The 26,770-nt window shown below is 33.8% G+C and carries 18 protein-coding genes; 7 read left to right on the forward strand and 11 right to left on the reverse strand.

The window, feature by feature from the left end; all coding sequences use genetic code 11:
• Positions 1-9 precede the first annotated feature (9 nt).
• Positions 10-1,032 carry a rod shape-determining protein gene (locus HOG71_00725; protein MBT5989354.1) on the reverse strand — a complete coding sequence of 341 codons (1,023 nt, stop codon included), beginning with the start codon at positions 1,030-1,032 and terminating at the stop codon, positions 10-12.
• Between the two features lie 5 nt (positions 1,033-1,037).
• Positions 1,038-2,552, reverse strand: a complete 1,515-nt coding sequence (gene purH, locus HOG71_00730; protein MBT5989355.1) for a bifunctional phosphoribosylaminoimidazolecarboxamide formyltransferase/IMP cyclohydrolase — start codon at positions 2,550-2,552, stop codon at positions 1,038-1,040.
• 282 nt (positions 2,553-2,834) lie between these two features.
• Here purH and HOG71_00735 point away from each other — a divergent pair, with 282 nt between their 5' ends.
• Positions 2,835-8,405 (forward strand): T9SS type B sorting domain-containing protein, encoded by a 5,571-nt coding sequence (locus HOG71_00735; GenBank protein MBT5989356.1) that lies wholly within the window; start codon positions 2,835-2,837, stop codon positions 8,403-8,405.
• Positions 8,406-8,526: 121 nt separating this feature from the next.
• Here the strand turns inward: HOG71_00735 and HOG71_00740 are convergent, their stop codons facing one another.
• The 3 genes from HOG71_00740 to HOG71_00750 all read right to left on the reverse strand — a co-directional run bounded on the left by HOG71_00740 (position 8,527) and on the right by HOG71_00750 (position 12,116).
• Positions 8,527-10,992: an N-6 DNA methylase gene (locus tag HOG71_00740; protein MBT5989357.1), complete on the reverse strand. Its 2,466-nt coding sequence runs from the start codon at positions 10,990-10,992 to the stop codon at positions 8,527-8,529.
• Position 10,993: 1 nt separating this feature from the next.
• The gene (locus tag HOG71_00745; protein MBT5989358.1) at positions 10,994-11,317 is read right to left on the reverse strand and encodes a helix-turn-helix transcriptional regulator; all 324 of its coding nucleotides are present in this window, start codon (positions 11,315-11,317) and stop codon (positions 10,994-10,996) included.
• 295 nt (positions 11,318-11,612) lie between these two features.
• Complete coding sequence (locus tag HOG71_00750) at positions 11,613-12,116, reverse strand: energy transducer TonB (GenBank protein ID MBT5989359.1); 504 nt, start codon at positions 12,114-12,116, stop codon at positions 11,613-11,615.
• A 111-nt stretch (positions 12,117-12,227) separates the two neighbouring features.
• Between HOG71_00750 and HOG71_00755 the strand changes: the two genes are divergently transcribed.
• Both HOG71_00755 and HOG71_00760 read left to right on the forward strand, forming a co-directional pair.
• On the forward strand, positions 12,228-12,572 hold the full coding sequence (locus HOG71_00755; protein MBT5989360.1) for a TfoX/Sxy family protein: 345 nt from the start codon (positions 12,228-12,230) through the stop codon (positions 12,570-12,572).
• A 53-nt stretch (positions 12,573-12,625) separates the two neighbouring features.
• Positions 12,626-12,976: a hypothetical protein gene (locus HOG71_00760; protein MBT5989361.1), complete on the forward strand. Its 351-nt coding sequence runs from the start codon at positions 12,626-12,628 to the stop codon at positions 12,974-12,976.
• A gap of 29 nt (positions 12,977-13,005) precedes the next feature.
• Here the strand turns inward: HOG71_00760 and HOG71_00765 are convergent, their stop codons facing one another.
• The 5 genes from HOG71_00765 to HOG71_00785 form a co-directional block, all read right to left on the reverse strand.
• Positions 13,006-13,836: an energy transducer TonB gene (locus HOG71_00765; protein MBT5989362.1), complete on the reverse strand. Its 831-nt coding sequence runs from the start codon at positions 13,834-13,836 to the stop codon at positions 13,006-13,008.
• A 42-nt stretch (positions 13,837-13,878) separates the two neighbouring features.
• Positions 13,879-14,295: a biopolymer transporter ExbD gene (locus HOG71_00770; protein ID MBT5989363.1), complete on the reverse strand. Its 417-nt coding sequence runs from the start codon at positions 14,293-14,295 to the stop codon at positions 13,879-13,881.
• A gap of 2 nt (positions 14,296-14,297) precedes the next feature.
• On the reverse strand, positions 14,298-14,990 hold the full coding sequence (locus HOG71_00775; GenBank protein MBT5989364.1) for a MotA/TolQ/ExbB proton channel family protein: 693 nt from the start codon (positions 14,988-14,990) through the stop codon (positions 14,298-14,300).
• A gap of 1 nt (position 14,991) precedes the next feature.
• Positions 14,992-15,984 (reverse strand): HU-CCDC81 and SPOR domain-containing protein, encoded by a 993-nt coding sequence (locus tag HOG71_00780; GenBank protein ID MBT5989365.1) that lies wholly within the window; start codon positions 15,982-15,984, stop codon positions 14,992-14,994.
• A gap of 136 nt (positions 15,985-16,120) precedes the next feature.
• Positions 16,121-20,362 (reverse strand): PKD domain-containing protein, encoded by a 4,242-nt coding sequence (locus tag HOG71_00785; GenBank protein ID MBT5989366.1) that lies wholly within the window; start codon positions 20,360-20,362, stop codon positions 16,121-16,123.
• A gap of 204 nt (positions 20,363-20,566) precedes the next feature.
• On the opposite strand from HOG71_00785, the gene serS reads away from it, so the two are divergent.
• The 4 genes from serS (at position 20,567) to HOG71_00805 (ending at position 26,013) form a co-directional block, all read left to right on the forward strand.
• Positions 20,567-21,835 (forward strand): serine--tRNA ligase, encoded by a 1,269-nt coding sequence (gene serS, locus HOG71_00790; protein MBT5989367.1) that lies wholly within the window; start codon positions 20,567-20,569, stop codon positions 21,833-21,835.
• Between the two features lie 83 nt (positions 21,836-21,918).
• Complete coding sequence (locus HOG71_00795) at positions 21,919-23,829, forward strand: RecQ family ATP-dependent DNA helicase (GenBank protein MBT5989368.1); 1,911 nt, start codon at positions 21,919-21,921, stop codon at positions 23,827-23,829.
• A complete protein-coding gene (locus HOG71_00800) occupies positions 23,826-24,908 on the forward strand; it encodes a glycosyltransferase (protein MBT5989369.1) in 1,083 nt (360 codons plus the stop codon). Before HOG71_00795 ends, HOG71_00800 begins: the two co-directional genes overlap by 4 nt.
• Positions 24,889-26,013 (forward strand): glycosyltransferase family 1 protein, encoded by a 1,125-nt coding sequence (locus HOG71_00805; GenBank protein MBT5989370.1) that lies wholly within the window; start codon positions 24,889-24,891, stop codon positions 26,011-26,013. Before HOG71_00800 ends, HOG71_00805 begins: the two co-directional genes overlap by 20 nt.
• On the opposite strand, the gene HOG71_00810 is transcribed toward HOG71_00805, so the two are convergent.
• Complete coding sequence (locus HOG71_00810) at positions 26,010-26,687, reverse strand: ATP-binding cassette domain-containing protein (protein ID MBT5989371.1); 678 nt, start codon at positions 26,685-26,687, stop codon at positions 26,010-26,012. The genes HOG71_00805 and HOG71_00810 overlap by 4 nt on opposite strands.
• Positions 26,688-26,770: the final 83 nt, after the last annotated feature.

The raw sequence follows: 26,770 nt of genomic DNA on the forward strand, positions 1-26,770 counted from the left end.
ATTCCAAAATTAAGAAATAAGAAACTTAAACTTATTTATATTTTTCAACGCAATACCGGTGCCTCTTGCTACAGCCCTAAGAGGATCTTCTGCAACATGAACAGGGAGTTTATTCTTTTCTGATATTCGCTTTGCCAAGCCTCGTAATAGAGCACCACCACCAGTTAAATATAAACCTGTTTGATAAATATCACCTGATAATTCAGGTGGTGTCATTTCCAAAACTCTGAGTATGGCTTCTTCCACTTTTGTGATTGATTTATCGAGTGTTTGCGCTATCTCGCTGTAACCAATAGAAACCTGCTTTGGAATTCCTGTCATCAAGTCACGACCATTGACTAAATAGTTTTCTGGCGGATTATCTAACTCAGTTAAGGCTGCACCAACTTCAATTTTAATTCTTTCAGCGGAGCGTTCACCAATCAACACATTGTGTTCGCGTCTCATATATTCAATGATGTCTGAATTAAACTCATCACCAGCAATACGAATAGATTGGTCACAAACAATTCCTCCCAAAGCAATCACGGCAATTTCAGTAGTACCACCTCCAATATCAATAATCATATTGCCAATTGGCTCTTCCACATCTATTCCAATTCCTATGGCTGCAGCCATGGGCTCATGAATAAGCTTAACCTCTTTACAACCAGCTTTTTCTGCAGAATCTTTAACTGCTCTTTTTTCCACTTCTGTTATTCCAGATGGGATGCAAATAACCATTCTTAAGTGTGGAGAAAACAACGTACGCTTGCGTTTTACCATAAGGATTAATCCTCTAAGCATTTGCTCAGCAGCATGAAAATCGGCAATTACTCCATCTTTTAGCGGACGAATTGTCTTTACATTTTCGTGTGTTTTTCCATGCATTTGCATGGCTTGAGTTCCTATGGCAATTACTTTTTTCGTTTGATTATCTATGGCAATAATCGAAGGCTCTTCAACAGCTATTTCATCATTGTAAATAATGATGGTGTTTGCAGTACCAAGGTCAATGGCTAAATCTTGGACAAATAAGTTCATTACTCCCATAAAAATCAATGTTTAAAATGTCTTATACCTGTAAATACCATGGCCAATCCATGTTCATTACAATAATCGATGGAGTCTTGATCGCGAACCGATCCTCCGGGTTGAATAACAGCTGTTATACCTGCTTCATGAGCAGTTTGCACAGAATCTGAAAATGGGAAAAAAGCATCAGAGGCCAACACGGCTCCTTCAAGATTAAAACCATATCTCATTGCTTTTTCAATTGCCTGCTTCAATCCATCAATACGAGATGGTTGTCCCATGCCTGCCCCAATTAATTGTTTGTTTTTAACGATTGCCAGCGCATTCGATTTCAAATGCTTGACAATTTTATTTGCGAATAATAAATCTTCAACTTGCTCTTTTGTTGGCTTAACATTAGTTGCAGTCTTTAATTCTTCCGCTTTTTCGATATGATCATCTCTATCCTGTGTCAATAACCCAAACAAAGATGTTTTAATTTCTTCTTTTGGAAAATCACAACTATTCAATTGCAGGATAATTCTGTTTTTCTTCGACTTGAGTAAATCTAAAGCATCTGCTTGATAACCTGGCGCTAAGACAACTTCAAAGAAAATTTTATTCATTTCTTCTGCTACCTCCTTGGTAATAATTCCCTTGGTAACAATAATGCCCCCAAAAGCAGATACCGAGTCACCAGCAAGTGCATCCTTCCAGGCATCCACCAAATTGCTCCGACTAGCTAATCCACAAGGATTCAGATGTTTGAAAATAGCAATAGTTTTATCGTCAAAATCATTGATCAAGCGCATCGCACTATCGATGTCTAATAAGTTATTATAGGATAATTGCTTGCCATGGTGCTGAAAAATTGCATCTTCCAAATCGCCATAAAAGTGTGCAGTTTGATGTGGATTTTCTCCATATCTCAATTTATTAGCACTTCCAAAACTTTTCTTTAACGACTCATTCGTATCATTTGAGAAATAATTAAAGATGTCGGTATCGTATCCCGAACTCACACTAAATGCCTGACTGGCCAATAATTTCCTGTCATCTAAATCTGAATACCCTTTCTTTTTCGACAGAATATCCAATATAAATGAATACTGCTCTTTTGAAGGAACAATCAATACATCATTGAAATTCTTTGCAGCAGCTCGGATCAAGGAAATGCCACCAATATCAATTTTTTCAATTACGTCCTTTTCAGCTGCACCTGATTGAACTGTTTCCGAAAAGGGATATAAATCAACAATCACTAAATCAATGGTGTCAATTCCATACGATTCTCTTTCCTTCTGATCATTTCCATCCTCTTTTCTGGATAATATTCCTCCAAAAATCACAGGATGCAATGTTTTAACTCGACCTCCAAAAATGGATGGATAGTTCGTTAAATCCTCTACCTGAATTGCATCAAAGCCTTTATCTGTTATATATTTGAAAGTACCTCCTGTCGATATTATTTTGACATTCAACTTCTTAAGCTCTTCCAATATGGGTAATAATCCATCTTTATTGAAAACGCTGATAAGTGCAGTTTTGATTAATTTCACGAGTTGATGTTATTTTCATTGTTATTCAGAGGAGCAAAGGTATTAAAAAATACAAGGTAATTAACTGATATATTATTAATTAAACATGCTTTTTAGCAGTATGAAAGCATCATTTTAGTCAGACCTAAAAAGCAAAATTCATTGAAAATAAAAATATCAATTTCGCGCTGTTTTTTCAATGAATATAACATTTTTAAATATTAAGGAAATGATTATATCAACTTTTACGTAAATTTACATGTTAAAATTAAATAAGATAATATATCGAAAAAAAAATTACACATGTTGCTGATTAAAAAATTTGTGTTTTTGAGTGTTCTCAGTCTATTAGTATGCACTTTAGCAGCACAAAAGCACACAAACCAATGGTATTTTGGATACCAGGCATCCTTAAATTTTAATAGCGGTACTCCCCAACCTCAAACCAATAGTGCTATGAATGCATGGGGAGGTTGTTCCAGTATAGCCGATTCGAATGGAGAATTATTGTTTTACACCAATGGCTCTACTGTTTATGATCATTCGCATAATGTGATGTTAAACGGAAATGGCTTAATGGGTACATCTACCTATTATAATTATGGACAATCAGTCATTATTGTTCCCCGACCCGGAAACCCTAATGTTTATTATATTTTTTCTATTAGTCGCAATAATTCTAATTACAATGATGCAATAAGATATTCAACTATAAATACCACACTGAACAGTGGAAAAGGAAGCGTTATTTATAGAAACTCATTATTGTTGGAAAAAACATTGGATGCTAAAATAACGGCAACTCAACATGCAAATGGTATTGATTATTGGGTCATAGTACATGAAACAAATTCAAATAAATTTTATTCTTTCTTGGTTTCCAGTGCAGGGGTTAATTCATCTCCAATAACTTCATTTACAGGACGATCAGTTTTTTTTCCATACAACTACAATTGGTGGAACGGGAATTTAAAAGCTTCACCTGATGGAACAAAAATAGCATCAACTTATCATCATTATTACATGTATAGTAGTGATTCTACAGCTTGTGAATTGTATGATTTCAATAATTCAACCGGAAAATTATCCAATGCAAAAGAACTCTATCTCGACAATTTCAACTATTATTGGTACACAAGCTCTGCAGCTATTGAATTTTCACCCGATGGATCAAAAATTTATTTAACAGATCATCCTAGTTATTGGGTTGCCTATCAATTTGATATTTACCAATTTGAAGTGAATGCAGGAACAGCGCAAGACATTAACAATACGAAAGAAAAGGTTGCAACTTCTTACAAAGGCAATTATTGGTATTGGTATTCTGGAGCCATGCAGCTGGCATCGGATGGAAAAATATACATCAACAGATATAACAGCTCCTATGTGGCTGCTATAAATGCACCCAATCAAAAAGGCATCGGATGCTGTTTTGAAGATTCTGCAGTGGGACTTGCAGGCAAAAATTCTTACAATGGTTTACCTCTATTTGTAACTTCTTGGCTCTACAAACGAGTTTTTGAATTTGACGATGTATGTGTCAATGATTCAGCTCATTTTACCATAGTGAATGAGAGTTGTCTTGATTCAGTTTATTGGAATTTTGATGATCCTAATTCAGGTGTTGATAGTATTTCAACTGATTTTGCACCAGCTCATTTGTTTAGTAGTTCAGGTATTTATGATGTTAGTCTGACTACCTATAGAATGGGCACTGAGAACACAACACCTTATGAAATAAATGTCTTTGATAATCCAGAAGTGAGTTTATTTGTGGACGACACAACACAATGTTATACTGATAATCATTTTGTTTTCTCAGACAGTTCAACAATTGCCTCTGGCACAATCATCAATAAATATTGGGATTTTGGAGATGGTGTCAGTTTTAATGAATTGATTTCCGATACCAACCATAGTTATGCCTTCACTGATACATTTGATGTGAAATTAGTGGCAACAAGCAATAAGGGTTGTAAAGATTCGATGATACAAGCGGTATTTGTCAATCCTGAACCCAATCCTGGTTTTAGCATTGACGACTCAGTGCATTGTTTGCATGGGAATATGTTTGAATTCACGAACACAAGCACTATTGCCTATGGAAATTTATTTTACAACTGGACATATGGAGATACTGGAAGTTCTCAGTTAATTGACACCAGTTATCGATATTATAGTCATGATACATTTTTGGTTACACTGATTGTTAATTCAGAAATGAATTGTGCCGATACTTTCTCAAAATACACTTATGTGCATCCGTCTCCGGTTGCTTTTTTCTATGCAAACGATAGCTCACAATGTTTAGCTCAAAATGAGTTTATTTTTGATGATAGTTCAACTATTTACAACGATACACTAACCTATTTTTGGGATTTTGATGATGGCACCTTTGCTAATAAAGCCGACACATCTCATATTTATATTCAAGATGGGAGTTTTGATGTAAAACTGGTCGTTGGATCAAGCTTGGGTTGTGCTGATTCTATGATACAAAAAATGCACGTTAGGCCTGATCCTCAACCTGATTTTGTTATCAATGATTCTGCTCAATGTTATCTAGGGAATTTGTTTGCTTTTAGCAATACCTCAAGTATCAATACAGGAAGTATGACTTATTATTGGGACTTTGGTGATAATAGCACTTCCACACAAAAAGATCCTTCACATTATTATTCCACACATGACACATTTACTGTAAAGTTGATTTGTATTTCTGATTATGGATGCAGCGATTCCATTTCAAAAACAATAATTGTGCATCCCATGCCAATTAGTAACTTTAGTATCAATGACAGCATTCAATGCCTGAATGAAAATAATTTCAACTTTAGCAATAATTCATCTATTAGCTCGGGCTCACTAAACTTTTATTGGTCTTTAGGAAATGGATATACGACCACAACTACATCTATTAGTAATTATAGCTATTTGGCTGAAAACAGCTATACAGTTCAATTAATTGCTACTTCAGCAAACAACTGTGTGGATACTATAGAAAAACACCTTGATGTTTATCCCTCTCCAAAATCAGCCTATAGCATCGACAATAATAAGCAATGTGAACGTTGGAATCGTTTTAATTTCACCAATCAATCCAGCATCAACTCTGGAAGTAATTCCTACATTTGGGATTTTGGCGATCTTACAAATTCATTTGTCATAAATCCAACTAAAGTATATAGCACTGACGACACTTTTTCGATTATGCTTCTGGCTATTTCCAATCTGGGATGTCGAGATTCTGTTTACCAATCAGCAGTAGTTTTTCCAAATCCAATTGCCAAATTTCAAATTAATGATAGCACACAGTGCTTTGATGGAAACAACTTCATTTTCTACAACAATTCGAACATCAATTCAGGAAGTATGACCTACTTTTGGGATTTTGGCGATAGTATTACATCTACCTTGACAACTCCAAGTCATACTTACTTAACAGCAGATACATTCAATGTAGTATTAGTGGCCAATTCAGATCAGAACTGTTTTGATACCATCAGCAAACAAACACTGATTCATGTTCATCCAATGCCGGAAGCATCTTTTAATGTTGCTGACAGCATGCAATGTTTGAGTGGGAATAATTTCATATTTACCAATTCATCTACGCTCAGTAGTGGTATTTTAAGTTATATGTGGTTATTTGATGATAACGATAGCTCAATGATCGAAAATCCAATCCATTCTTATGCAGCTCATGATAGTTTCTTTGTTAAAATGTATGCTATAAGCGATTGGGATTGCAGGGATTCTGCTTATCAAATGGTCATTACACATCCTCAACCAGAAGTTAATTTCAATACTAATGATAGCTCACAGTGTTTAAGCGGCAACTTATTTACATTCAATGATCAATCTACAATTGCTTCAGGAAGCTTGACCTCGCTGAATTTTTACGCTTCGAATGGAATTTCTCATAGTGGAAGCTCATTTAGTCAATCCTTCAAAATAGCCGACACATTCCAAATTAAACTTCTTGCCACTTCATCCTTAGGATGTATTGATTCCATCATAAAAGAAGTTTACGTGAGACCAATGCCTATTACTGACTTTTCCATCAATGATAGTTCTCAATGCCTTACAGGAAACCTGCTTGATTTTAAGGATTTAACTAGCATTTCATCAGGAAGCATTACCAATTGGTATTGGGAAACAGGCGATACACACACATATTCGATTCAAAACCCTAGTCATTCATACACTTACTACGACACATTTAGTGCATTTTTAAAAGCAACATCAGGGTTTAATTGTAGCGATTCCTCAATTGAAATAGTTTATATTCATCCTATGCCCGTTGCCAAATTTGGCGTTTTGGATGAGGCTCAATGTTTAAATGAAAATCAATTTGAGTTTATTGATAGTTCTGAGCTCGTGTACGGTTCAATTGATAAATATACTTGGTATACTGGTGATAGCAATCTATTTAGCAGTCAGGATTTGAGCCATACGTATAGCTATCACGACACTTTCGAAGTCTGGCATTATATTGAAACCGCCTTTGGATGTATGGATTCTATTTCTTCATTTGTTTATGTACATCCAGTTCCAGAAGCTTTATTTGCTGTTAATGATAGTCTTCAGTGTTTGGATGGAAATACATTTGAAATAATAAACCAAAGCCAAATTGATTGGGGTCAATCCACTTATTTCTGGACATTTGGAGATAATGAAACGGACACCCTATTTGAACCAGTTCATACTTATCTGGATCACAGTAGTTATATCATTAAACTTTTAGTTACTTCTTCCTTGAATTGTAAAGATTCATCTGCTTATCCTATTGTTGTGCATCCAATGCCTGTTGCCGATTTCCATTTCTCACAAATTTGTCTTGAACAAAATACTTTTTTCACGGATACATCAAGGATAGAAAATCCAGATGTGCTTAGTCAATGGGCTTGGGATTTTGGAACAGGCGACAATTCAAGTAGTCAACATCCAACTTATATGTTCACTACATCCGGAACAAAAAGTGTTACACTATTAATTACAACAGACAAAGGCTGTGTTGATGACACCAGCAGAAATGTTATCGTTGAAGAACATGTCAACAATAACTATGTTATACGTGCTACAGTAACAGAAGATGAAACTATTTTAGTTGAATGGACGCAAGTATCAGTTGGAGTTCCCATGAGCTATATTTTGCAGCGATCAATTGATGGAGTAAATTTCAGCAATCTAATTACGGTTGATAATCAAACTTTCAGTTATGAAGATGATCAGGTTGATGTTCATCAACTCAACTATTTCTATCGAATCATTGTTGAAGACAGTTGTCATTATCAAAGTGCATATTCCAATTATGGACGAAACATATTATTAACTGTTAACGATGATGAAGAGTTCCCCATTCTCACTTGGAATGCATATGAACAATGGCCTATGGGCGTATCAGAATATGTTGCAGAAATATATGATGATCCCAGCCTTGAATTTGAAGAGCTTGGTCGGGTATCAGAACCGAATCTTGAATTTGAGGATAGCGAAACAGAGAAAGATCAGGAAAATTATTGTTATCGTATTACCGCACATAGTGCCTCGAATATTGATCTAATCAGCCAATCGAATATTGTATGTATTCCCACAACACTTTATGCTTTTATGCCTAATGCGTTTAGCCCAAATGGAGATGGAGTAAATGATGTTTTTAAAGTGAAAGCCAAAAATGTGATGGAATACCAAATCAGTATTTTCGATCGATGGGGTGAGCTTGTTTTCACATCCGATGATTTCCATAAATCATGGAATGGTGAATTCAAAGGACAATTATGTCCTATTGGCACCTATGTGTTTATCATGCAAGCAAATGGCAGCAACGGACAGAATAAGAGCGTGAAAGGCACATTGCAATTGATACGATAAATGCGATTCAGATGATCTCTTCTAATTTTAAAAAGATAAATGATAATTTTCAAAGTTCAAATGGAAATTTGGGCTATAGTGGGACTTTCTATAGTATATGGATGCAAAGAAATGGCATGTTTTATAATGAAGCTGAATAAGGTAAAGATTTAATAAAACTCTCCATATATTCCCAATCAGGGTTACCATTTTTGTCAGCAGGCAAAGAGATTTTCTCTTTCTTTAGTCTTGAATCGCTTATTTCTCGAGCAAAATTGTATTTTGGCTTTAGTGATTCTATAATAGGTTTAAGAAATGTTGCTAAATACTGATTTAATTTAATCTTTTTGTCATTTGGATAAATAACAGTGCAATGGTCTGAAATTACGAAGTCATAAGTATGATAAAAAACATAGCCAACACTTCCACTATTGTTAAGTGTTAAACAATTATTATATACAGTCATCTTCTCAGGAGGTGTTATATAATTGTCAATCCCATTATTCAATTTAGTAGATGATACATAAGCAACATCACCAGATATTTGGTCTAAAGTCGTAAGACGTTTTCCTCGATTAAATTTAAATACTTCAGGAAAAGAATATTCTTTCCATTTAGTTATATCTAAATCAAAATTTGATGTTTTAGAAACAGGTTCTTTATTAATGCTATCAACTAAAATTTCTAGTAATGATATTTCATCTATTTCTTTATTTAATAGGTCAAATTTAAATTTCAAAGAAAAAATCAAGTGTTGTTTAATGCTTATAATAAATGAGTTTTTCGAGACATGAGAGTAATCTGTTTTAGAATGAGCTTGTATTATCCACTCATCTTTTGATGAAATTTTAGTTTTTAATAATTTATAATTGTCCTGGTATTTGACTGGATTTTGTAATTTTTTCAATAAATCTTTTTTGATAGCATTCCACTTATTTAGAACATCTGTCCTGCCTCTATTTTTAGATAAAACAAAGCCATCATCATCCATATTGAAAAATACAACTTCTTTATTATTATGTGGAGAATTAGTTTCAAAAATCGCAATTGCAGTATGTGTTGAAGCATTAGGCTGAAAAAGTTCACTAGGAGTATTTATTACATATTTTAAGGAATGCTTTGATAAAATTCTTTTTCTAATTACATCCTCCTTGAAATAAGTTGACAGCGGAGCAATTATTATCCCATATCTACTAACATTATCTAATAAACTTTCTAGGAATTGTATTTCCTTTTTTGTTGGATTTTCTTTGGTGTCTCTTCCTCCGTATGGGGGATTTATGAATCCAATTGATGGGAAAATACCCTCTTTTTTCAACTCAGAAAGCACTGTTTTTGCATATCCAGTGAAGGAATCTATATTGTAAATTCGTGATTTCCCATCACCTCTGAAAAGCATATTCGAAATTGCAAGAGAATACATTGTAGTACTTTTCTCAAAGCCAATCAACTGGTTTTCTTTCAGAGTTTTAATTTTCGCTTGCTTATTTGCAATATTAGAATCTTCGATTTCAGATATTAGTTTATTCATCCCTGAAATTAAAAATGTCCCAGTACCACAACAACTATCAAAAACCACATCATTGGTTTTTATATCAATAAGCTCAGTAAATAGTTTTGTGATATGACTTGGTGTTAAAACTATGCCTTTTTTAACATTGGCGATACCTGCATAGCGTAAAAATTCCTCATAGAATTTTCCAATTATATCGTAATTTGTTTTTTTATTAAATAATGGGATTACATTATCTTCTAATTCTTTCAGAATATCCTTTAAAATATCAGAAGATAACAAATCATGGTCTGTATTTATAAATGCCAATTCGTTGATTAGCACACTGATTTTATCATTGTCAATTCCTTCAGCAGTTAAAATATCAAGAATAATATTAGGTATGTTTCGTATTATCGTTTGAGCAGCCCAATTGCTATAACTCCTTTTAAAATCATTTACAACATTATCTCTATCGTATAAACAAATCATCAGAGCACTCAAAAGAATTGGTCTTTTCTGAGAATCCAATGTTCTTAGCATTCTGTTTATCTCTCCTGATGAAATAGATATGTTTTTTGAAATACTTTCAATATCAATATTCTCGAAGAAGGCTAGATAATCATCTTCATTGAGTAACTCATTAGTTTCAATATTTTTAATTTCATCATCAAAAATTATGTAAGTGCTTATCAGATGATTATATTCATCATTAATATCGCCAGATGTAGCAATGCCAACAATTGACCAATTTGCAAAATAATCTTTAAGAGTAGCTTTTTTATTCAATAAACTTGAAGACAAGAAAAATGATAAATAATGCTTAACCCCATCAACAGCATACCCAATAGGGTTGTCTCCCCTCTTCGAAGCATGGTCTTTAATTGAATCCTTATTTTCAACTAGTATTAAAATCCTTTTTGCTTCACTTATGTAAATTAAATCAGGCTCTCCCCTCTGTCCCGTATTTTTCTTGCTTGATGTATCAAGAACTTCCTGAACATAATTATTTTCACTTTTCTTTGTAGTCCACTTCTTACTAAAAGTTTTATTTGAAGCTATATAATTAAATAATTCAATATCTAATTGTGCTTCATTTTTTCTAATCTTTGCCATACTATAAATCTAATTTACCTTGTTTGGCATTAACACCTTGTAAATATTTGACAGTATTCTCTGCAACAATAAAAGTCTTTTCAGAACATCCATTTATGTAAGCTTCTTTCGCAAATTTATCTCCGAAAAACAATTCTTTCATCAGAGTTATGTCAGTATCAAATAATTCTGCAAGTTTCTCCAATTTAGACCGAGTAAAAAGGTCTTTATTATTCTCAATCCGACTAATTTTAGTCATATTAATTCCTAACTTTGCTCCTAAATCTGTTTGAGTCCATCCTCTTTTTTCTCTTTCTTTTTTTATAAAATATCCAAAACTTGTCATTTTTCAGCTTTATGAATTTTTGCTTGACCTCAAAACATCAAAAATACACAATTGTGTTGTCAAACTAAAATTTTTTATCAACTTTTCATCTGTTGGCAAAAAAACTCTTTTGAAAATTTTCGATGCCTATCTGCTCGTAGTATTTTAAGATATGTTTTTTGTGAGTGAGCTTGCAAGCTTCAATCAGCAAAAACATGACTTGTAGTATAAAGCATGATTCGAGTTACTACCCTTAATAACATTTTATGATTATTGTCCTCTTGAAAGACATTGACAGAAAATGTGTGACTATAAATTAATCTAGTGAAAATCGAATCGGATAATTTATAAAAACTCGTTGTGTAACACCTCTTTGTTTTCCGGGCTTCCAAGCAGGCATCAATTTCACTAATCTGAGCACTTCAGCATCAAAACCAGGGGTTAAACTTTTAATAATTTTGGCATTTGAAATGCTTCCATCTTTCTCGACAATAAAATTCACTACGACTAAGCCTTGAATTCCATTCTCTTTTTCAAGTTGAGGATAGATTAGATTTTTACTAATGAAACTTTGTATTGAATCCATCCCACCAACAAACTCAGGCTGATCTTCAACTACATAATATATAGCATCATCTCTGTTCAATTCATCTTCAGGAATAGGGATATTTATGACTTCGATATCAAAGTCTTCGATGATATTGGTTTCTATATCAGGAACTTCTTTTTTGGTTTTGCTGCTGTCAATTGTTTGGGAAAAAGTTAACTGCACCAGAAAAAGCAAAAGTAAAATGGTCAGAAAATACAGTTTTGAATGCATAGTTTTTTCTGCAATTTATAAATTTTTTAGAATTATAGTTATACTGATTTGTCCAATGCAACTTTTTACGTTTTTTGGATATTGATTATCTTTGAACAAATACGAATAAGTATGGCATATGATGAACTATTGGCTGGAAGACTAAAACTGGCTCTCGATAAAAAAGGAACTGATTACACAGAAAAGAAAATGTTTGGAGGTGTGGCTTACATGGTTGATGACAAAATGTGTGTTGGCATTGTTAACAACAATATTATGGCACGTATTGATCCTGAAATACAAGAGCAAGCATTAAAAAAGCCAGGATGTAAGGTGATGGATTTTACGAATCGTCCGATGAAAGGTTTTGTCTATATTGATGAGAATGGATATGAAAAAGACAATGACTTGGACTACTGGGTTGGGTTAGCACTTGAATTTAATCCGAAAGCAAAGGTAGGCAAGAAAAAGAAGTGATTTCAAGGTATGTTTCTTGCTTTCAAATGGCTTCAAAAAAAAAGATACTTTTAATGAAGCAGGAAAAACAAAACCGCAAAGCATTCTTCAAACAATTAGGTTTAGTAGCCGGTGGTGCTATTACCTCCTCTTTCACAACTGATTCAAAAAAAACAATTAGTTTTTCAGAATTTACGCAAGAACAAAAAGATTTTCTGAAGGAATATGCCCTTTGGCTGGATGACTTTAATGGTTTTGTGGAAACTCAAAAAACGGATGTAAATAATTTGGCAAACAACAAAAAATTGATGGAATTAGCTGAGCAAGCTGAAAGGAATAGAATAGAGTTGGAAGGTTATATGAAAAATGAACGCTTTGCTATTTATTACCAGACCATTAGCATGAAGGTGAAAAAAGCTATCTAAATTTAACTCAGCTTTTGAAAACTACTAAACTATTTCAATTTAAAGTCAAAAGTGATGGTTCCATACTGCTCTTCAGCTCCTTCAGGATCAGCCGTAAAGCGAGCTTGCTTGGCTGATGCAATGGCTTTCTGAACCAATGGTCCAACTGTGATTCCTCCTCCTTTACTTAAAGCTTTTGCACCGATCACATATCCTTTTTTATTGACTGTAATCTCAATAATAACGCGAGCTACTTTTTGTGTATTGTCCTCAATAGCAGGAGGTGGTTTAACAACTCCTCTGCCAGTTAGAAGAATATTACCATAACCTTTTTCAGATCCACCCACTCCTAAATTTGTCGAATTAGGACTTCCATTTGGGTTTCCCTGATTCCCTTCCTTTTCGCCATTACCTTTTCCTGATTTTTTATCACTCTTTGAAAACTCATACTTAGGATTGGATTTTCTTTCTGGCTCTTTTTCCTCCACTTTTGTTTCTTCCGTGGCTTTTTCTGTCTTGGTTTCTGTTTTTGTTTCAACAGGATTTTCTTTTTTTTCTTCCTTTTTTTCAGGTATAACCACTTCGCTTTCAGTTTCTGTCGCAACTTCAGTTTCTGAAGCTTCTGGAACTGCTTCACTACTTGAAGGTGTGGGCGTTGATGGTTGAATTATAGGTTGTTCGGGTAGAGATGCACCGGGGGAACCATATTCCAGTTCGCCAAGCATAACTTCTATTCCACCTTCTTCAGGTAAAGGCAGTATTGTTTTAAATCCAAATAACATAAAAATAGCAAACAAAATCGAAAAGAAAACGGTGGTTCCAATTGTAGCACTTACTCTATCTTTCTTTTTAGTGCCATCATCTTCATATGATCTTTTCATGGCTTTGTTCTTTATTTAGTTAATAACTCCAAAAGAGCTAATTTATTTTGGATCAGTGGCTAAAATCACTTTTGCCCCTAATTGTTTTCCTAATATCATTACTTTCACAACCTCTTGAGTTGCCACACTTCCATCGACATTAATAACAACCGAACCTCTCGAATCTTCGGTTACTGTTGCATCAGCTGGAGGCAATAGCCTATCAATTTCAGCATTCAGCTGATCATATGAATATTGAGTACTTCCAATGTAATATTCAAGGTTGGTTGTGATACTTACACTTACCGGATCAACTTGCTTTTCAACCACATTTTTTGCTTTTGGTAAATGCAGATTTAAAGCATTTAATGTCACAAAGCTGGATGTAAGCATAAAAAAGATAAGCAACAGAAAAATAATGTCGGTTAATGACGACATGCTAAATTCCGCTTTAATTTCTGTATTTCTTTTAATGGCCATGACTATATGGGTTCGTGTAACACATCAATAAATTCAACGGCAGTAGCTTCCATTTTAAACACCACTTTCTTGATCATAGAAGATAGGATGTTATACCCAATGAAGGCTAAAATCCCAACTGCTAAACCAGAAGCAGTTGTAACCATTGCTTCGTAAATACCACCGGATAATGCTTGAGGATCAATATTATTGCCTCCTGCCTTTGACAGTTTGTAAAAAGCCTCTATCATTCCAGTAACAGTTCCTAAAAATCCAATCATAGGGGCTGCACCAGATATAGTTCCCAAGGTAGCTAAACGTTTTTCTAATTTAAATACCTCCAGATTTGCCACGTTTTCAACAGAAGTAGAAATATCCTTTAATGGATTCCCAATCCTTGAAATACCTTTTTCCATCATACGAGCCACAGGACTATCTTTGGTCATACAAATAGATCGCGCTCCTTCGATATTTCCGCCTATCACCAAATCTCTGATTTTGTTCATGAAATTATCATCAATTTTTGTAGAACGCTGAATAACCAAGTAGCGTTCAATAAAAATATAGATACCAATGATACCTAACAAAATAATCGGAATCATGATCCATCCACCTTTAATCAGGAGTTCAATGACACGAAGTTTATCAACAGTTTGTTCTGCTGCAGCCACTGCTTCTGTAGCTACTAAATCGGTTTGCAAAAGAATTGTTCTCATTTTACTGTTTTAAAATCCAGGCTGCTGAATTTTCGTTTTGATTTATAGTTTGTAAATATTTTAATGCTTCATTTGATACTTCAAAGCGATCATAACTCACTCTGATGTAACCGTTATTACCTTCAAGCACTTCACTTCGTGGATAATTCTTATTGATTAATACATCCTGAAATGATTCTGCATTCTGAGAATCTTTGAATGATCCTCCAATAATATAATATAACGGACCAAGTACTACTTCTGGTATAATGGCTTCTTCAGCTACTTCATTTACTATTTCTTCCGTAGTTTCAATTTCTGCAATTACTTCATTTGTTTTAATATCTTCTATTGTTTTTGTATCAAACTTCTCAATTACTTCTGACTTTTTAAAAATATTGAATCCACTTTCTTGTCCCGTAAATGGCTCTTTCAATAAAAACAATGCCCATAAAGCTACCAGAATCGGCAAATAAGCAGTAACCGCATAAAAAACAATTTTCCGATTCTTCTTATTTGAATTTCCGTTAATCCTCTCTAATTTCTTTTCTGGAGATAAATCCTGAAGAAGATCTGTCTGTAAAACAATTCTTCTGCGATTTACAGCTTCTATTGGAATGGCTTGTAAACCAAATGATTCTTTTAGAAAATTGATTGAATTGTAAGGTTTGAATATTATTTTTTGATCGCTATTCAAGGTCAATTCCCCAATTTTGTTTAAGCGAATACTTTGGCCTTGCTGTAACTTATCATTCCATGATTTTACAATCAATTCAATGTTTTCATTCGCCTGATCAAAACTTATTCCTTCAATATTGGCAACATGATGCGATAGCAATGCATCATTACTAACCAGGCTGGAATTAAAAGCAATTTGTTTTGTAGGTGGACTGATGATTTGCTTTTGTTCATCTAATTCTGCTGAAACGAAATTGGCAATAAATGCTCCGAATGATGGAACGATCACACAATTGTGATCATATAATAGGTTGGCTATGTAATTATCGAGTACCAATGTAGCTAATTCTCCTTTTCTAAAAACTGATTTGCAAATTTCTGAAATATCCCTAACTAATAAGCGAACTTAAGCTTTTTTTTTCAACAAAAATGAATTAAAAGTTAGATGCAAAACAGGCATATTTTCCATAGATTTATTTCCTGAGGAGGGTAATGGTTCCTGCCAAATCTATATAATTGCTTTTTAGAATAAAATAATACGTTCCATCAGCAACTTCAACTCCGTCAACAGTTCCATCCCAATAAATATCTTCGTTTTCCGCATAGAATAATAACTGCCCCCAACGGTTATAAATAAAGACTTCATAATAATCACAATTGAAATTCAACCCTTCAATTATAAACTTATCGTTCAGATTATCATGATTGGGTGTCATGATATTTGGCCAGATAATTTCATTGGGTTGATAGCGGTTTACTGATATTTTCTGCACAATAGAATCTGTACAAATTTCATTTTGATTGATGATAAATGTAACTTGATAATCTCCTGCCTCAGCATATTCATGCACTATATTTTCATTAGTCGAAGAATCACCATCCCCAAAACTCCAATGATAATTCTTAGCACCTTGCGAATAGCTGGTAAATTTGGCCAGAGGAGAACAGCTATCATAATCTACCAAAAAATCGATTTTTGGCGGAACATGAATAACAATTTGTTGGTATGCTGTATCTGAACATGGAGGATCATTCACGATCAGTTGAACCATATATTGCCTGGAAGTATCCAAATAAATTCCGACTGTATCAAATTGGTGTGAGAAAAACCAGTTCGTATCTGAACCTGAATTTCCATCGCCATAATCCCATAAATAATTTCCGCTTTTCGATGAGAAATTACGGATATCCACTTTGTTTGTACATGTATCCCAATGTAAATCAAATTTGGCTTTTGCCAAATGTAAAATATCAAGTGTATCCAATAAAGTGTCACGACAGTTTTGAGGTGATATTGCAATTAACTGAATAAAATATTTTCCAGAACTATCATATTTTATGAGGGTAGAATCAACCGCATTTCCTGTTTTTCCATTTCCAAAATCCCAATTATAGGTTTGAGCAAAGTCACTCTGATTGTAAAAATTAACTTCAGGAGAGCACTGCTCATGTTTAAAATTAAAATTGGCTTTCGGCAATTCAGGTAAAATGAAAGTTTTATAAACAGTATCTAAGCACAATGTTCCTAAATTGGCAATTAGCATAATACGATAAGTGTCAGCAACCGAATATGCATGATTGTATACTGTATCAACAAATGACAGATCACTTCCATCACCAAAATCCCAATAGCTTGCTTTGTAAGCATATTGAGATGGATTGAAAAAGTTTACCAGAAAACGACAACTATCAATTTCCAGAATAGCATCTGCTGCTGGTGTAATAATTTTAAAGGATTTGATTAGTGTGTCGGCACAAACTGTATTGGGCATGGCAATTAAATAAACAGCATAGGAATCGACACTGCCGTAAATATGATTATGCAATGAATCTGCATTGTAGGACGAATCCTGATCTCCATAAACCCATAAATAATGTGCACTGTACATAGAATTATTCACAAATTTAGCTTCACCCTGGCAGGTATCTATCTCAAAATCAAAATCAACTTTGGGAAGTGCAGAAACATGAATCATTTTCTGTGTGATATGTTGACAAACAGTTCCTGAATCTACATATAGCGTGACATTATAATAGCCCGTATCTGAAAACACATGTTGAGGTGTTTGCAGTTTACTGGAATTAATCAAACTTGATGTGTCCCCAAAATCCCAGGAGTAAAATTGTCCATATTGACTTATTCCCTGAAACTCGAATTCATTTACACAATCCAATGTTTTGGACTTAAAATCTGAATTTGACTGATTGTAAACATAAATTTCTTTAGAAAATGTATCATGCAAATCACATGAATTTATGTTGGCTGCATATAGAGTAACAAGGTAGGTACCTGTATCACTATACTGAAATTTAGGCTGAAATAAAGATGATGTATCATCAGTTCGGCCTGCTATACCAAAATCCCAAAAGTAGGTTCTGCCTCCTTGGGTCAAATTTATTATTGAGGTAGAGTCTGCCAAACAGAATATAGTATCCAAATCAAATTCAGCTTCCAAATCAGGAATATCCAAATCAATTTTGAAAATGGCATTATTACAATTGGTACTATTATTTGTTGATGAATGAGCATTACTTGGAAAGGTTGGGAAATCATTTGAATGGCCACCACAACTAGCACAAACAGATTGATATACGATCCCATTTTTGTCAAAACGACTCGTACCTCCATCTACATGATCAGTACTGGCATAGCCACCAAAATACGTAGCATAAAGCAAACTTTGGATATCTCGTGAAAATACGATTAGGTAAAAATCAGATCCATCCGTAGTTTTTTGAAATGCATCCTGGGTATGTGTGAGTCTATACATATTAGTACTCAATACCCGACTGCTAATATTTGTATTCCCTCCCCAACCTGAAAAATATACTCGCTCACAATAATCCACCAGAAATGCAGATGGAGACAGATCAGGATAAACACCACCTGTACCAAACACTGTGGAATAGATCAGGGAATCTAATCCTGGATTCAACTTTGAGATAAACTGTTTTCCTTTTGGTTCTGAATAAGTCACATTTTTAACCGGAAAGAAATCACTCTTTGTTTGCCCTGTTACATACACATTATCATTCAGATCAGTTTGCACAAAATAAACCTGATCGTATTTATTGGTTCCAAAATAAGTGGCTGCTTTTTTTTGCTTTAAATCTCCACTCATATGATAAATAAATCCATCAGCAGTACCGCCCTGAAAAGATGTCTGATACTTTCCTGTTGAAACTGGCAAGTTATTACTTTCTGTTCCACCACATACATAAACATCTCCAACACTATTTAAAGCAATTCCATAACCAGCATCATCTAATGTTCCTCCTAAAAATGTACTGGCAAGAACAGTATTTATCTTACTATTAAACTTAACCACACACGCATCTTGTCCTCCCCCACCAAATGTAGTTTGCATAGCTCCTGATGTGTAAGGAAAATCCGCAGACTTGGTTGTTGTAATTATATAAATATTATTGCTTGAATCTACAATCACCTCTCCCCTATAGCTATCTCCATAATTAAAACCAAGATTACTCTCATTATCCTTATTGGTTATGGGTAATATATAATATCCATTTAAGGCATCTGAGCTTGATCCACCGTGATAGGATGAAGCCAGCAGGGTGTCACCATTAATAGACAACTTAGCGACAAAAATATCGAAACTGTCGTTGTAAGTATCATCTGCATATGTATTTCCAATTGGAAAATCAGAAGATGATGTATTGCCAAAAACCACTAGGTTGTAATTGTGATCAACCACTAAACTATGAGGATCTTCATTTCCTTTACCGCCTAAATAAGTAGCATAAACAAGGCCTGTTCCATCAGGAAGATATTTTAAAATTCCAATATCTCTGGCAACACCAGACCCTGCAACTGTGCTTGCATGCCCTCCTTTAAAGCTTGTTTGATAGGCACCCAGCGTATAAGGAAAGTTCGGACCAAATACAGTTCCAGCAGAATAGGCATATCCTGAGTCATCGTATGTAGCTGTATAGCCAAAATTATCAGAATAAGAACCACTATAGGAAGCAAAAATAATTTTAGGATCAATAACTATTGGCAAATTAATATCAAATCCTTCTGGAAAGGAAAAACCAAGTACATTACTATTTAAGTCAAACTTACATGCAATAGGAATTTTCTGATCTGAATTCAATTGATAGACTTCTGGAATCGTTTCCATTATTTCAACAATGGATGTTTTTATTCTTAATTGATCCTTAATGATCTTAATTTTATCCTGACCTGTATATTTTATCCTTATTTCATCGGGATCACCAATATCTGAAACGAAGAAAGTATATTTAATATGATCAGCTTCTCCCTGAATTTCAAGATCTATTCCTTCGTAAATATCTTTAATTCGAATCCTGCAAAAGCCGTTTACATTGGAGGCCCATTTACTTTTATCATTTCCCAAATAATAATTATAGTGATAGGAAATTGGCTGAGATTGAATAATTTCAGGATTGGGATTTGCGCCTAGAAATTTCATTTCAACAGCATGAAAGTGTAATTCATCCAGGTTATGATGGTGATGTTGTTCATCTACTTCATCCGAATTGTAAAACAAATAGGTTAGACTGCTATTCCCAACATAGATTTTTCCACCTGAAATATCAGCTCTGTAAAGAATATGTTCGTCCCATTGATTCTTGTTTTCAATAAAATGAATGGCATCCTGCGCCAGTGCTTGTGCAGAAGTTATTGTCAGGAGCAAAACAACAAAGAGATATAGACGAATTTTCTCAGACATTTATTGATTAAACATGATTAACAAACTTACAAAAATCAAAACAGAAGAAAGTATTAAATATACACCACTATCATTGATTTTATTGACATCGCTACATTTTCATTAGTGTCGTTCAAGGAGATGATGTAACCTTTTAATCAATGCTAAATTGCTAATTTATTTCTGAATGAATAATTATAACTTTGCATTTCAAAAAAATATGCCATGCTGACTATTTCACAACTTGAGGAAAACACATCTGAGGTCATTCGACTTTTAGCTATTAAAAACATTGATGCAGAATCAAAAATTAAAGAAATACTTGCCTTAGATCAAGCAAGAAAATCTACCCAAAAAGAAAACAATGAGGTGCAGTCGGAATTAAATTCCTTGGCTAAAGAAATTGGTGTTTTGTTCAGAAACAAAGAAGTGGAAAAAGCAAATGAACTGAAACTTAAAACCTCCAGTTTAAAAGAAACTGCAAAAAAACTGCAAGATGACCAGTTGGCTATTCAAGATAAAATTCACAGTCTTATTATAGAATTACCAAATATCCCACATAATTCAGTGAAAGCAGGTTTGAATGAGGATGACAATGAATTATTAGAACAGCATGGTGAAGTTTTCGAGACAGATGCACTTCCACATTGGGAGATTGCCACAAAAGCCGGTATTATTGATTTTGAAACAGGGAACAAATTAACTGGTGCTGGTTTTCCAGTTTACATTGGAAAAGGAGCAAAATTGCAAAGAGCGCTGATTAGTTATTTCTTAGACAAAGCATCTGAACAAGGATTTACTGAAATTCAGGCTCCCATAATGGTGAATGAGGAATCTGCATATGGAACCGGCCAGTTGCCCGATAAAGATGGGCAGATGTATTTTGTAAATGAAGACAAATTGTATTTAATTCCAACCGCAGAAGTTCCTCTGACAAATATTTACCGTGATTCAATAGTAGCTCAAGATGATTTACCCATCAAACTAACGGGTTACACACCTTGTTTTCGGAGAGAAGCTGGTTCGTATGGTAAAAATGTAAGAGGACTTAATCGTTTACACCAATTTGATAAAGTAGAAATTGTTCAAATCACAAAACCTGAACTTTCCTATCAAACATTAGATGAAATGGTTAGTTATGTTGGAAGTCTGATTAAAGAACTGGAATTGCCCTACCGGATAATGAGACTTTGTGGTAAGGATTTAAGCTTTACAGCTGCCCTGACTTTTGATTTTGAGGTTTATTCTGCCGCTCAAAAAAGATGGCTGGAAGTAAGTTCAGTATCAAACTTTGAAAGTTTTCAGGCTTCCCGATTGAAACTCAGATATAAAGATGAGAATAATAAAAACCAATTGGCACATACCCTTAACGGAAGTGCACTTGCTTTACCACGAATACTCGCTGCCATTTTAGAAAATAATCAGGAAGGAAATCACATCAATATTCCTAAAGTATTGGTTAAATACACAGGTTTCGATAAAATCGAATTGTAGGAATTAATTCTTTTTCTTTTAAATGGCCTTAAATTAGACGTTTGATTCAATTAAACGAATGCCATTATTAAGCTACAATCAGCATGATTGAACAGCTTCATCAGCTATTGAAAAAATACTGGGGTTTTGATAAATTTCGAGACCTTCAGCAGGAAATTATAGTTTCTGCAATCACCAATAACGATACCTTGGCATTGTTACCTACAGGTGGTGGAAAATCTATTTGCTATCAGCTGCCAGCAATTTATATGAATAAACTTTGTTTGGTCATATCCCCTTTAATTGCATTGATGAAAGATCAGGTTCAAAATCTGGAAAAAAGAGGAATTCCAGCAGCAGCAATATATTCGGGGATGAGTTTCAATGAAGTTGACAGGATACTTGATCATGCAGTTTTTGGCAAATACCGATTGTTGTATGTTTCACCAGAACGATTGGAAACAGACATTTTTAAAGCACGTTTGGAGAAACTCCCATTAAGCATGATAGCCGTTGATGAAGCTCATTGTATTTCTGAATGGGGTTATGATTTCAGACCATCCTATTTAAAAATTGCCAAATTAAAGCCTTGGTTTCCAAACATCCCCTTTCTGGCATTAACAGCTACAGCTACTAAAGAGGTTCAGCTTGATATCATAGAAAAATTAGAATTTAAAAATCCACAGCATTTTCAAAAAAGTTTTGAAAGGGAAAATCTAATTTATGCCTGTGTATATGATGAGGCAAAACTTAAAAAAATTGCCGACATCTTAAACAATGTGAAAGGATCAGGTATCGTTTATGTACGAACCCGGAAGCATGCAAAAGAAATTGCTGATTTTTTAGTCATGCAGAAAATAAGTGCCGATTATTATCATGCTGGACTTGATCCAAAGTCGCGCAATCAAAAGCAGGAAGATTGGATGAAAAACACATTCCGCATTATGGTAGCAACCAATGCCTTTGGAATGGGAATCGACAAAGCAAATGTTCGAGTGGTTATTCACGTAGATTTACCTGACAGTTTAGAAGCTTATTATCAGGAAGCTGGACGAGCAGGACGAGATTTGAAGAAATCTTTTGCTATTGCCATTGTTGATTCAAATGATAAAACAGCATTAGCTCAGCGCATTGAAAAAAAATTTCCTGAGAAGAAAGATATTCAAAAAGTCTATGATATTTTATGCAATTACTACCAAATACCAATTGGTAATGGTGAATTCATGGAATTTGACTTTGATATGAATGTGTTTTGTAAAACATACAATCTTGATTTACTAAAAACCTATAATGCCATAAAAAGCTTGCAACAAGAAGGCATTATTCAGTTGTCAGAGAATAGTGTGCTCATTTCAAAATTCATGTTTATTCCATCACATACTGAGCTATATGATTTTCAATTGAGAAATCCAAAGTTTGAGCCAATAATCAAAACGCTGCTCAGGTCCTATAGTGGTTTATACGACAACTATACTCGTATTAGTGAAGGTGAATTGGCATCAAGGCTAAATTCCAGTAAAGAAACGATCATTAAATACCTCAGTTATTTTAAAAAACTGGGAATTGCAGATTATATCCCTGCACGAAATAAACCGCAATTAGTATTTCTTATTGATAGAACAGACAAAAATAATTTTCCATTTGATTATACAAATTGGCAAAAAAGGAAGAAAATTGCTGAGAAGAAAATTGAAGCTATTCAGGAATATGGATATGAGTCTGGCAGGTGTAGAAGTAAAATGTTGTTGAATTATTTTGGTGAGAAAATTAAGAATAATTGCGGCCATTGCGATTATTGTTTGAAAGTAAAAGACTCAGGCTTAACTGCTGCTGAATTTGATAAAATATATTCCAGTCTGTTAGCGTTAATTAAAAATAAAAAAATAAAATCAACAGAAATTTCAGCTGAATTTCCTACTATTCAAAAAGAAAAAGTTATTTATGCAGTACGCTGGTTAATTGATCAGGGTAAAATTACAGAAGATTCTAACTTTTATTTGCAAATCAAAGAATGAAAAGAATTATTCTCACCGTTAGCAACGATATTTCTTATGATCAGCGCATGCATAGAATTTGTGAATCGCTTGCAAATAATGGATTTTCTGTATTATTAGTAGGTCGAAAACGAAAACATTCCATTCCATTACAAACTGATTCTTTTAGCAAAAAACGATTAAGATGTTTGTTTAATTCAGGGCCACTATTTTATGCTGAATATAATGTGCGCTTGTTTATTTTTCTATTGTTCCAGCCTTTTGACATTTTGTGTGCTATAGATCTCGACACCCTCCTTCCGAATCTATTTACTGCCAAATTAAAACGAAAGAAATGCCTCTATGATGCCCATGAATTCTATACAGAAGTTCCTGAACTAATTGGACGGAGTTTTACCAAAAAGATTTGGGAAAAAATTGCTGGTTATGGCATTCCTAAAATGACTGCTAGCTACACAGTAAATGATTCACTGGCTGCAATTTTATCAAATCAATACCATCAGGAGTTTAAGGTCGTTAGAAATGTTCCTATTTTAGTTCATCATGAAAAATCGAAAGTGAGGAAAGAGAAATTTGTTCTTTATCAAGGAGCAATCAATAAAGGGCGAGGTCTGGAAGAACTAGTTCTGGCAATGAAAAATTTAAGCATTAATCTTGTGCTTATTGGGGAAGGTGATTTAACAAAAAAAATAAAGCAGTTAATTGCTGATCACAATCTAGAAAATCAAGTAAGTATGAAAGGTTTTGTAGAAGCAAAGAAACTAAGAGAATATACCAGCAATGCATATATTGGATACAATCTGCTCGATCAACATAGTAAAAGCTATTACTATTCTTTGTCCAATAAATTTTTTGATTACATCCATGCAGGCATACCTTCCCTCTCAAATAATTTTCCAGAGTACAAGCGCGTAAACGAAAAATTTAAAGTTACTTTGCTATGCGATTTAAAAGTTGAAGATATCGTCAAATCCATAAATCTTCTTCTGAGCAATCAAAAGCTTTATGATGAACTTGAAAGCAATTGTTTGAAAGCGCAAATAGAATTTAATTGGCAAAACGAAGAAAAAAGACTCCTTGATGTCTACCAAAACATCTAATTTACATTTAAATATAGTTTCATTCGACATACCATTTCCAGCTAATTATGGAGGTGTAATTGATGTATACTATAAAATGAAGGCACTTAAGGAAAAAGGTGTTAAAATCCATTTGCATGCTTTTCAATATGGGAGAGAAAGTTGTCGAGAGCTAGAAAGTATTTGTGAAGAAGTTTCTTATTATTCCAGAAAAAGATTCGGAAACCTTTTCAATTTAAAACTACCCTATATCGTTAAAACAAGGAAATCGGCTCAACTCTTGAAAAATCTTCAGAAAAACGATTTTCCAATTTTATTTGAAGGGCTTCATTGTGCCTATTATGCAAATCATGATAGTCTCAAGCACAGGAATAGAATGGTTAGAATGCATAATATTGAATACTTATATTATATGCATTTAGCAAAGGTTGAAAAAAACATTTTCAAGCAATTGTATTTTAAAATTGAAGCAATCCGGCTTAAAAATTTTCAACAAATACTAAGCAACGTAAATCATATAGCTGCCATTTCTCCATCCGATCAAATTATTCTGAACCTAAAACATCAAAACAGTTTTTATCTACCTGTTTTTCATCCCAACGAAAAACTAAGCTCTACTATAGGCAAGGGAGAATATATATTGTATCACGGTAATTTAGGAGTGGGAGAAAATAATGAGGCAGCCATTTATTTGATTGAAAATGTATTTGACAAAATCGAATATCCTTGTATAATTGCAGGTTCAAATCCATCCAGAAAGCTCATTGATTTAGTAAAAGATCAGTCACATATAAAATTGATCAATCCTGAATTGGATGAGATTTATGACCTTATTAAAAATGCCCAGATAAACATACTTCCTACCTTTCAAGATACAGGTATAAAACTAAAACTGCTAAATGCCTTATATTTAGGAAGATATTGCTTGGTTAACAGCAAGATGGTTAAAGATACTGGTCTGGATCATTTATGTATTATTGCCTCTGATGATAGTGAATTTGTTGCACAGATTCATGATTATTTTAATCTGGATTTCACGATTAGTCAGCAAGAAACAAGACAGCAGCATTTGCAAACTTTGTTTTCAAACAATCACAATATCGATAAGCTTATTGATAAAATTTAGGTGATTGTTGTTTCCTGTATCTGCCCATCTTCAAGTTTTAATATTTTAGATGGAAAGCGCTCCATTAATTTATAATTGTGGGTAGCCATAAATACAGTTGATCCACTTTTAACTATATCAAATAATAAAGCCAATATTTCATTTGATGTATCAGGATCCAGATTTCCTGTAGGTTCATCCGCCAAAATAATTTTAGGATCATTCAATAGTGCACGAGCAATGGCCACACGCTGCTGCTCTCCCCCTGATAGTTCAAAAGGCATTTTAAAATCTTTTGTATTTAAACCCACTTGTCTCAATACCTCTTTGATTCTCTTGGCAATCAAATCATCTGATTTCCAGCCAGTGGCTTTTAAAACAAACTTTAAATTATCAAAAACACTTCTATCCATTAATAACTGGAAGTCCTGAAAAACAATACCCAGTTTTCGTCTTAAAAAAGGTACATCTTTCTTTTTTAATTTATTAAGATCGAAACCTGCTACTGTACCTTCTCCTTTCGACAAAAACAAATCTCCATATAGAGCTCGCATCAGTGTACTTTTACCACTTCCGGTTTTACCAATCAGATAGACAAATTCGTGTGGTAAAAGCGATAAATTAATATCATGTAATATCAGGGTATCTTGTTGAAAGATATGTGCATTTTTAAGGTCAACAATTGGATTACTCATTATTTATTTAGTTTAAATGTTTTTTTTCTTAATTTTTGTATATTTATCCTCTAAATATTTAAGTTTTAAACGCAAGTATAACA

Source organism: Bacteroidota bacterium (assembly GCA_018698135.1).
GTDB lineage: Bacteria > Bacteroidota > Bacteroidia > CAILMK01 > JAAYUY01 > JABINZ01.

Coding starts and splice junctions, on each gene's coding strand:
- HOG71_00785 (MBT5989366.1), bottom strand. CDS start 20,362: ATGTCTGAGAAAATTCGTCTATATCTCTTTGTTGTTTTGCTCCTGACA.
- HOG71_00760 (MBT5989361.1), top strand. CDS start 12,626: ATGAAGCAGGAAAAACAAAACCGCAAAGCATTCTTCAAACAATTAGGT.
- HOG71_00745 (MBT5989358.1), bottom strand. CDS start 11,317: ATGACAAGTTTTGGATATTTTATAAAAAAAGAAAGAGAAAAAAGAGGA.
- HOG71_00770 (MBT5989363.1), bottom strand. CDS start 14,295: ATGGCCATTAAAAGAAATACAGAAATTAAAGCGGAATTTAGCATGTCG.
- HOG71_00800 (MBT5989369.1), top strand. CDS start 23,826: ATGAAAAGAATTATTCTCACCGTTAGCAACGATATTTCTTATGATCAG.
- HOG71_00755 (MBT5989360.1), top strand. CDS start 12,228: ATGGCATATGATGAACTATTGGCTGGAAGACTAAAACTGGCTCTCGAT.
- serS (MBT5989367.1), top strand. CDS start 20,567: ATGCTGACTATTTCACAACTTGAGGAAAACACATCTGAGGTCATTCGA.
- HOG71_00725 (MBT5989354.1), bottom strand. CDS start 1,032: ATGGGAGTAATGAACTTATTTGTCCAAGATTTAGCCATTGACCTTGGT.
- HOG71_00735 (MBT5989356.1), top strand. CDS start 2,835: ATGTTGCTGATTAAAAAATTTGTGTTTTTGAGTGTTCTCAGTCTATTA.
- HOG71_00765 (MBT5989362.1), bottom strand. CDS start 13,836: ATGAAAAGATCATATGAAGATGATGGCACTAAAAAGAAAGATAGAGTA.
- HOG71_00740 (MBT5989357.1), bottom strand. CDS start 10,992: ATGGCAAAGATTAGAAAAAATGAAGCACAATTAGATATTGAATTATTT.
- HOG71_00810 (MBT5989371.1), bottom strand. CDS start 26,687: ATGAGTAATCCAATTGTTGACCTTAAAAATGCACATATCTTTCAACAA.
- HOG71_00795 (MBT5989368.1), top strand. CDS start 21,919: ATGATTGAACAGCTTCATCAGCTATTGAAAAAATACTGGGGTTTTGAT.
- HOG71_00775 (MBT5989364.1), bottom strand. CDS start 14,990: ATGAGAACAATTCTTTTGCAAACCGATTTAGTAGCTACAGAAGCAGTG.
- HOG71_00805 (MBT5989370.1), top strand. CDS start 24,889: ATGTCTACCAAAACATCTAATTTACATTTAAATATAGTTTCATTCGAC.
- HOG71_00750 (MBT5989359.1), bottom strand. CDS start 12,116: ATGCATTCAAAACTGTATTTTCTGACCATTTTACTTTTGCTTTTTCTG.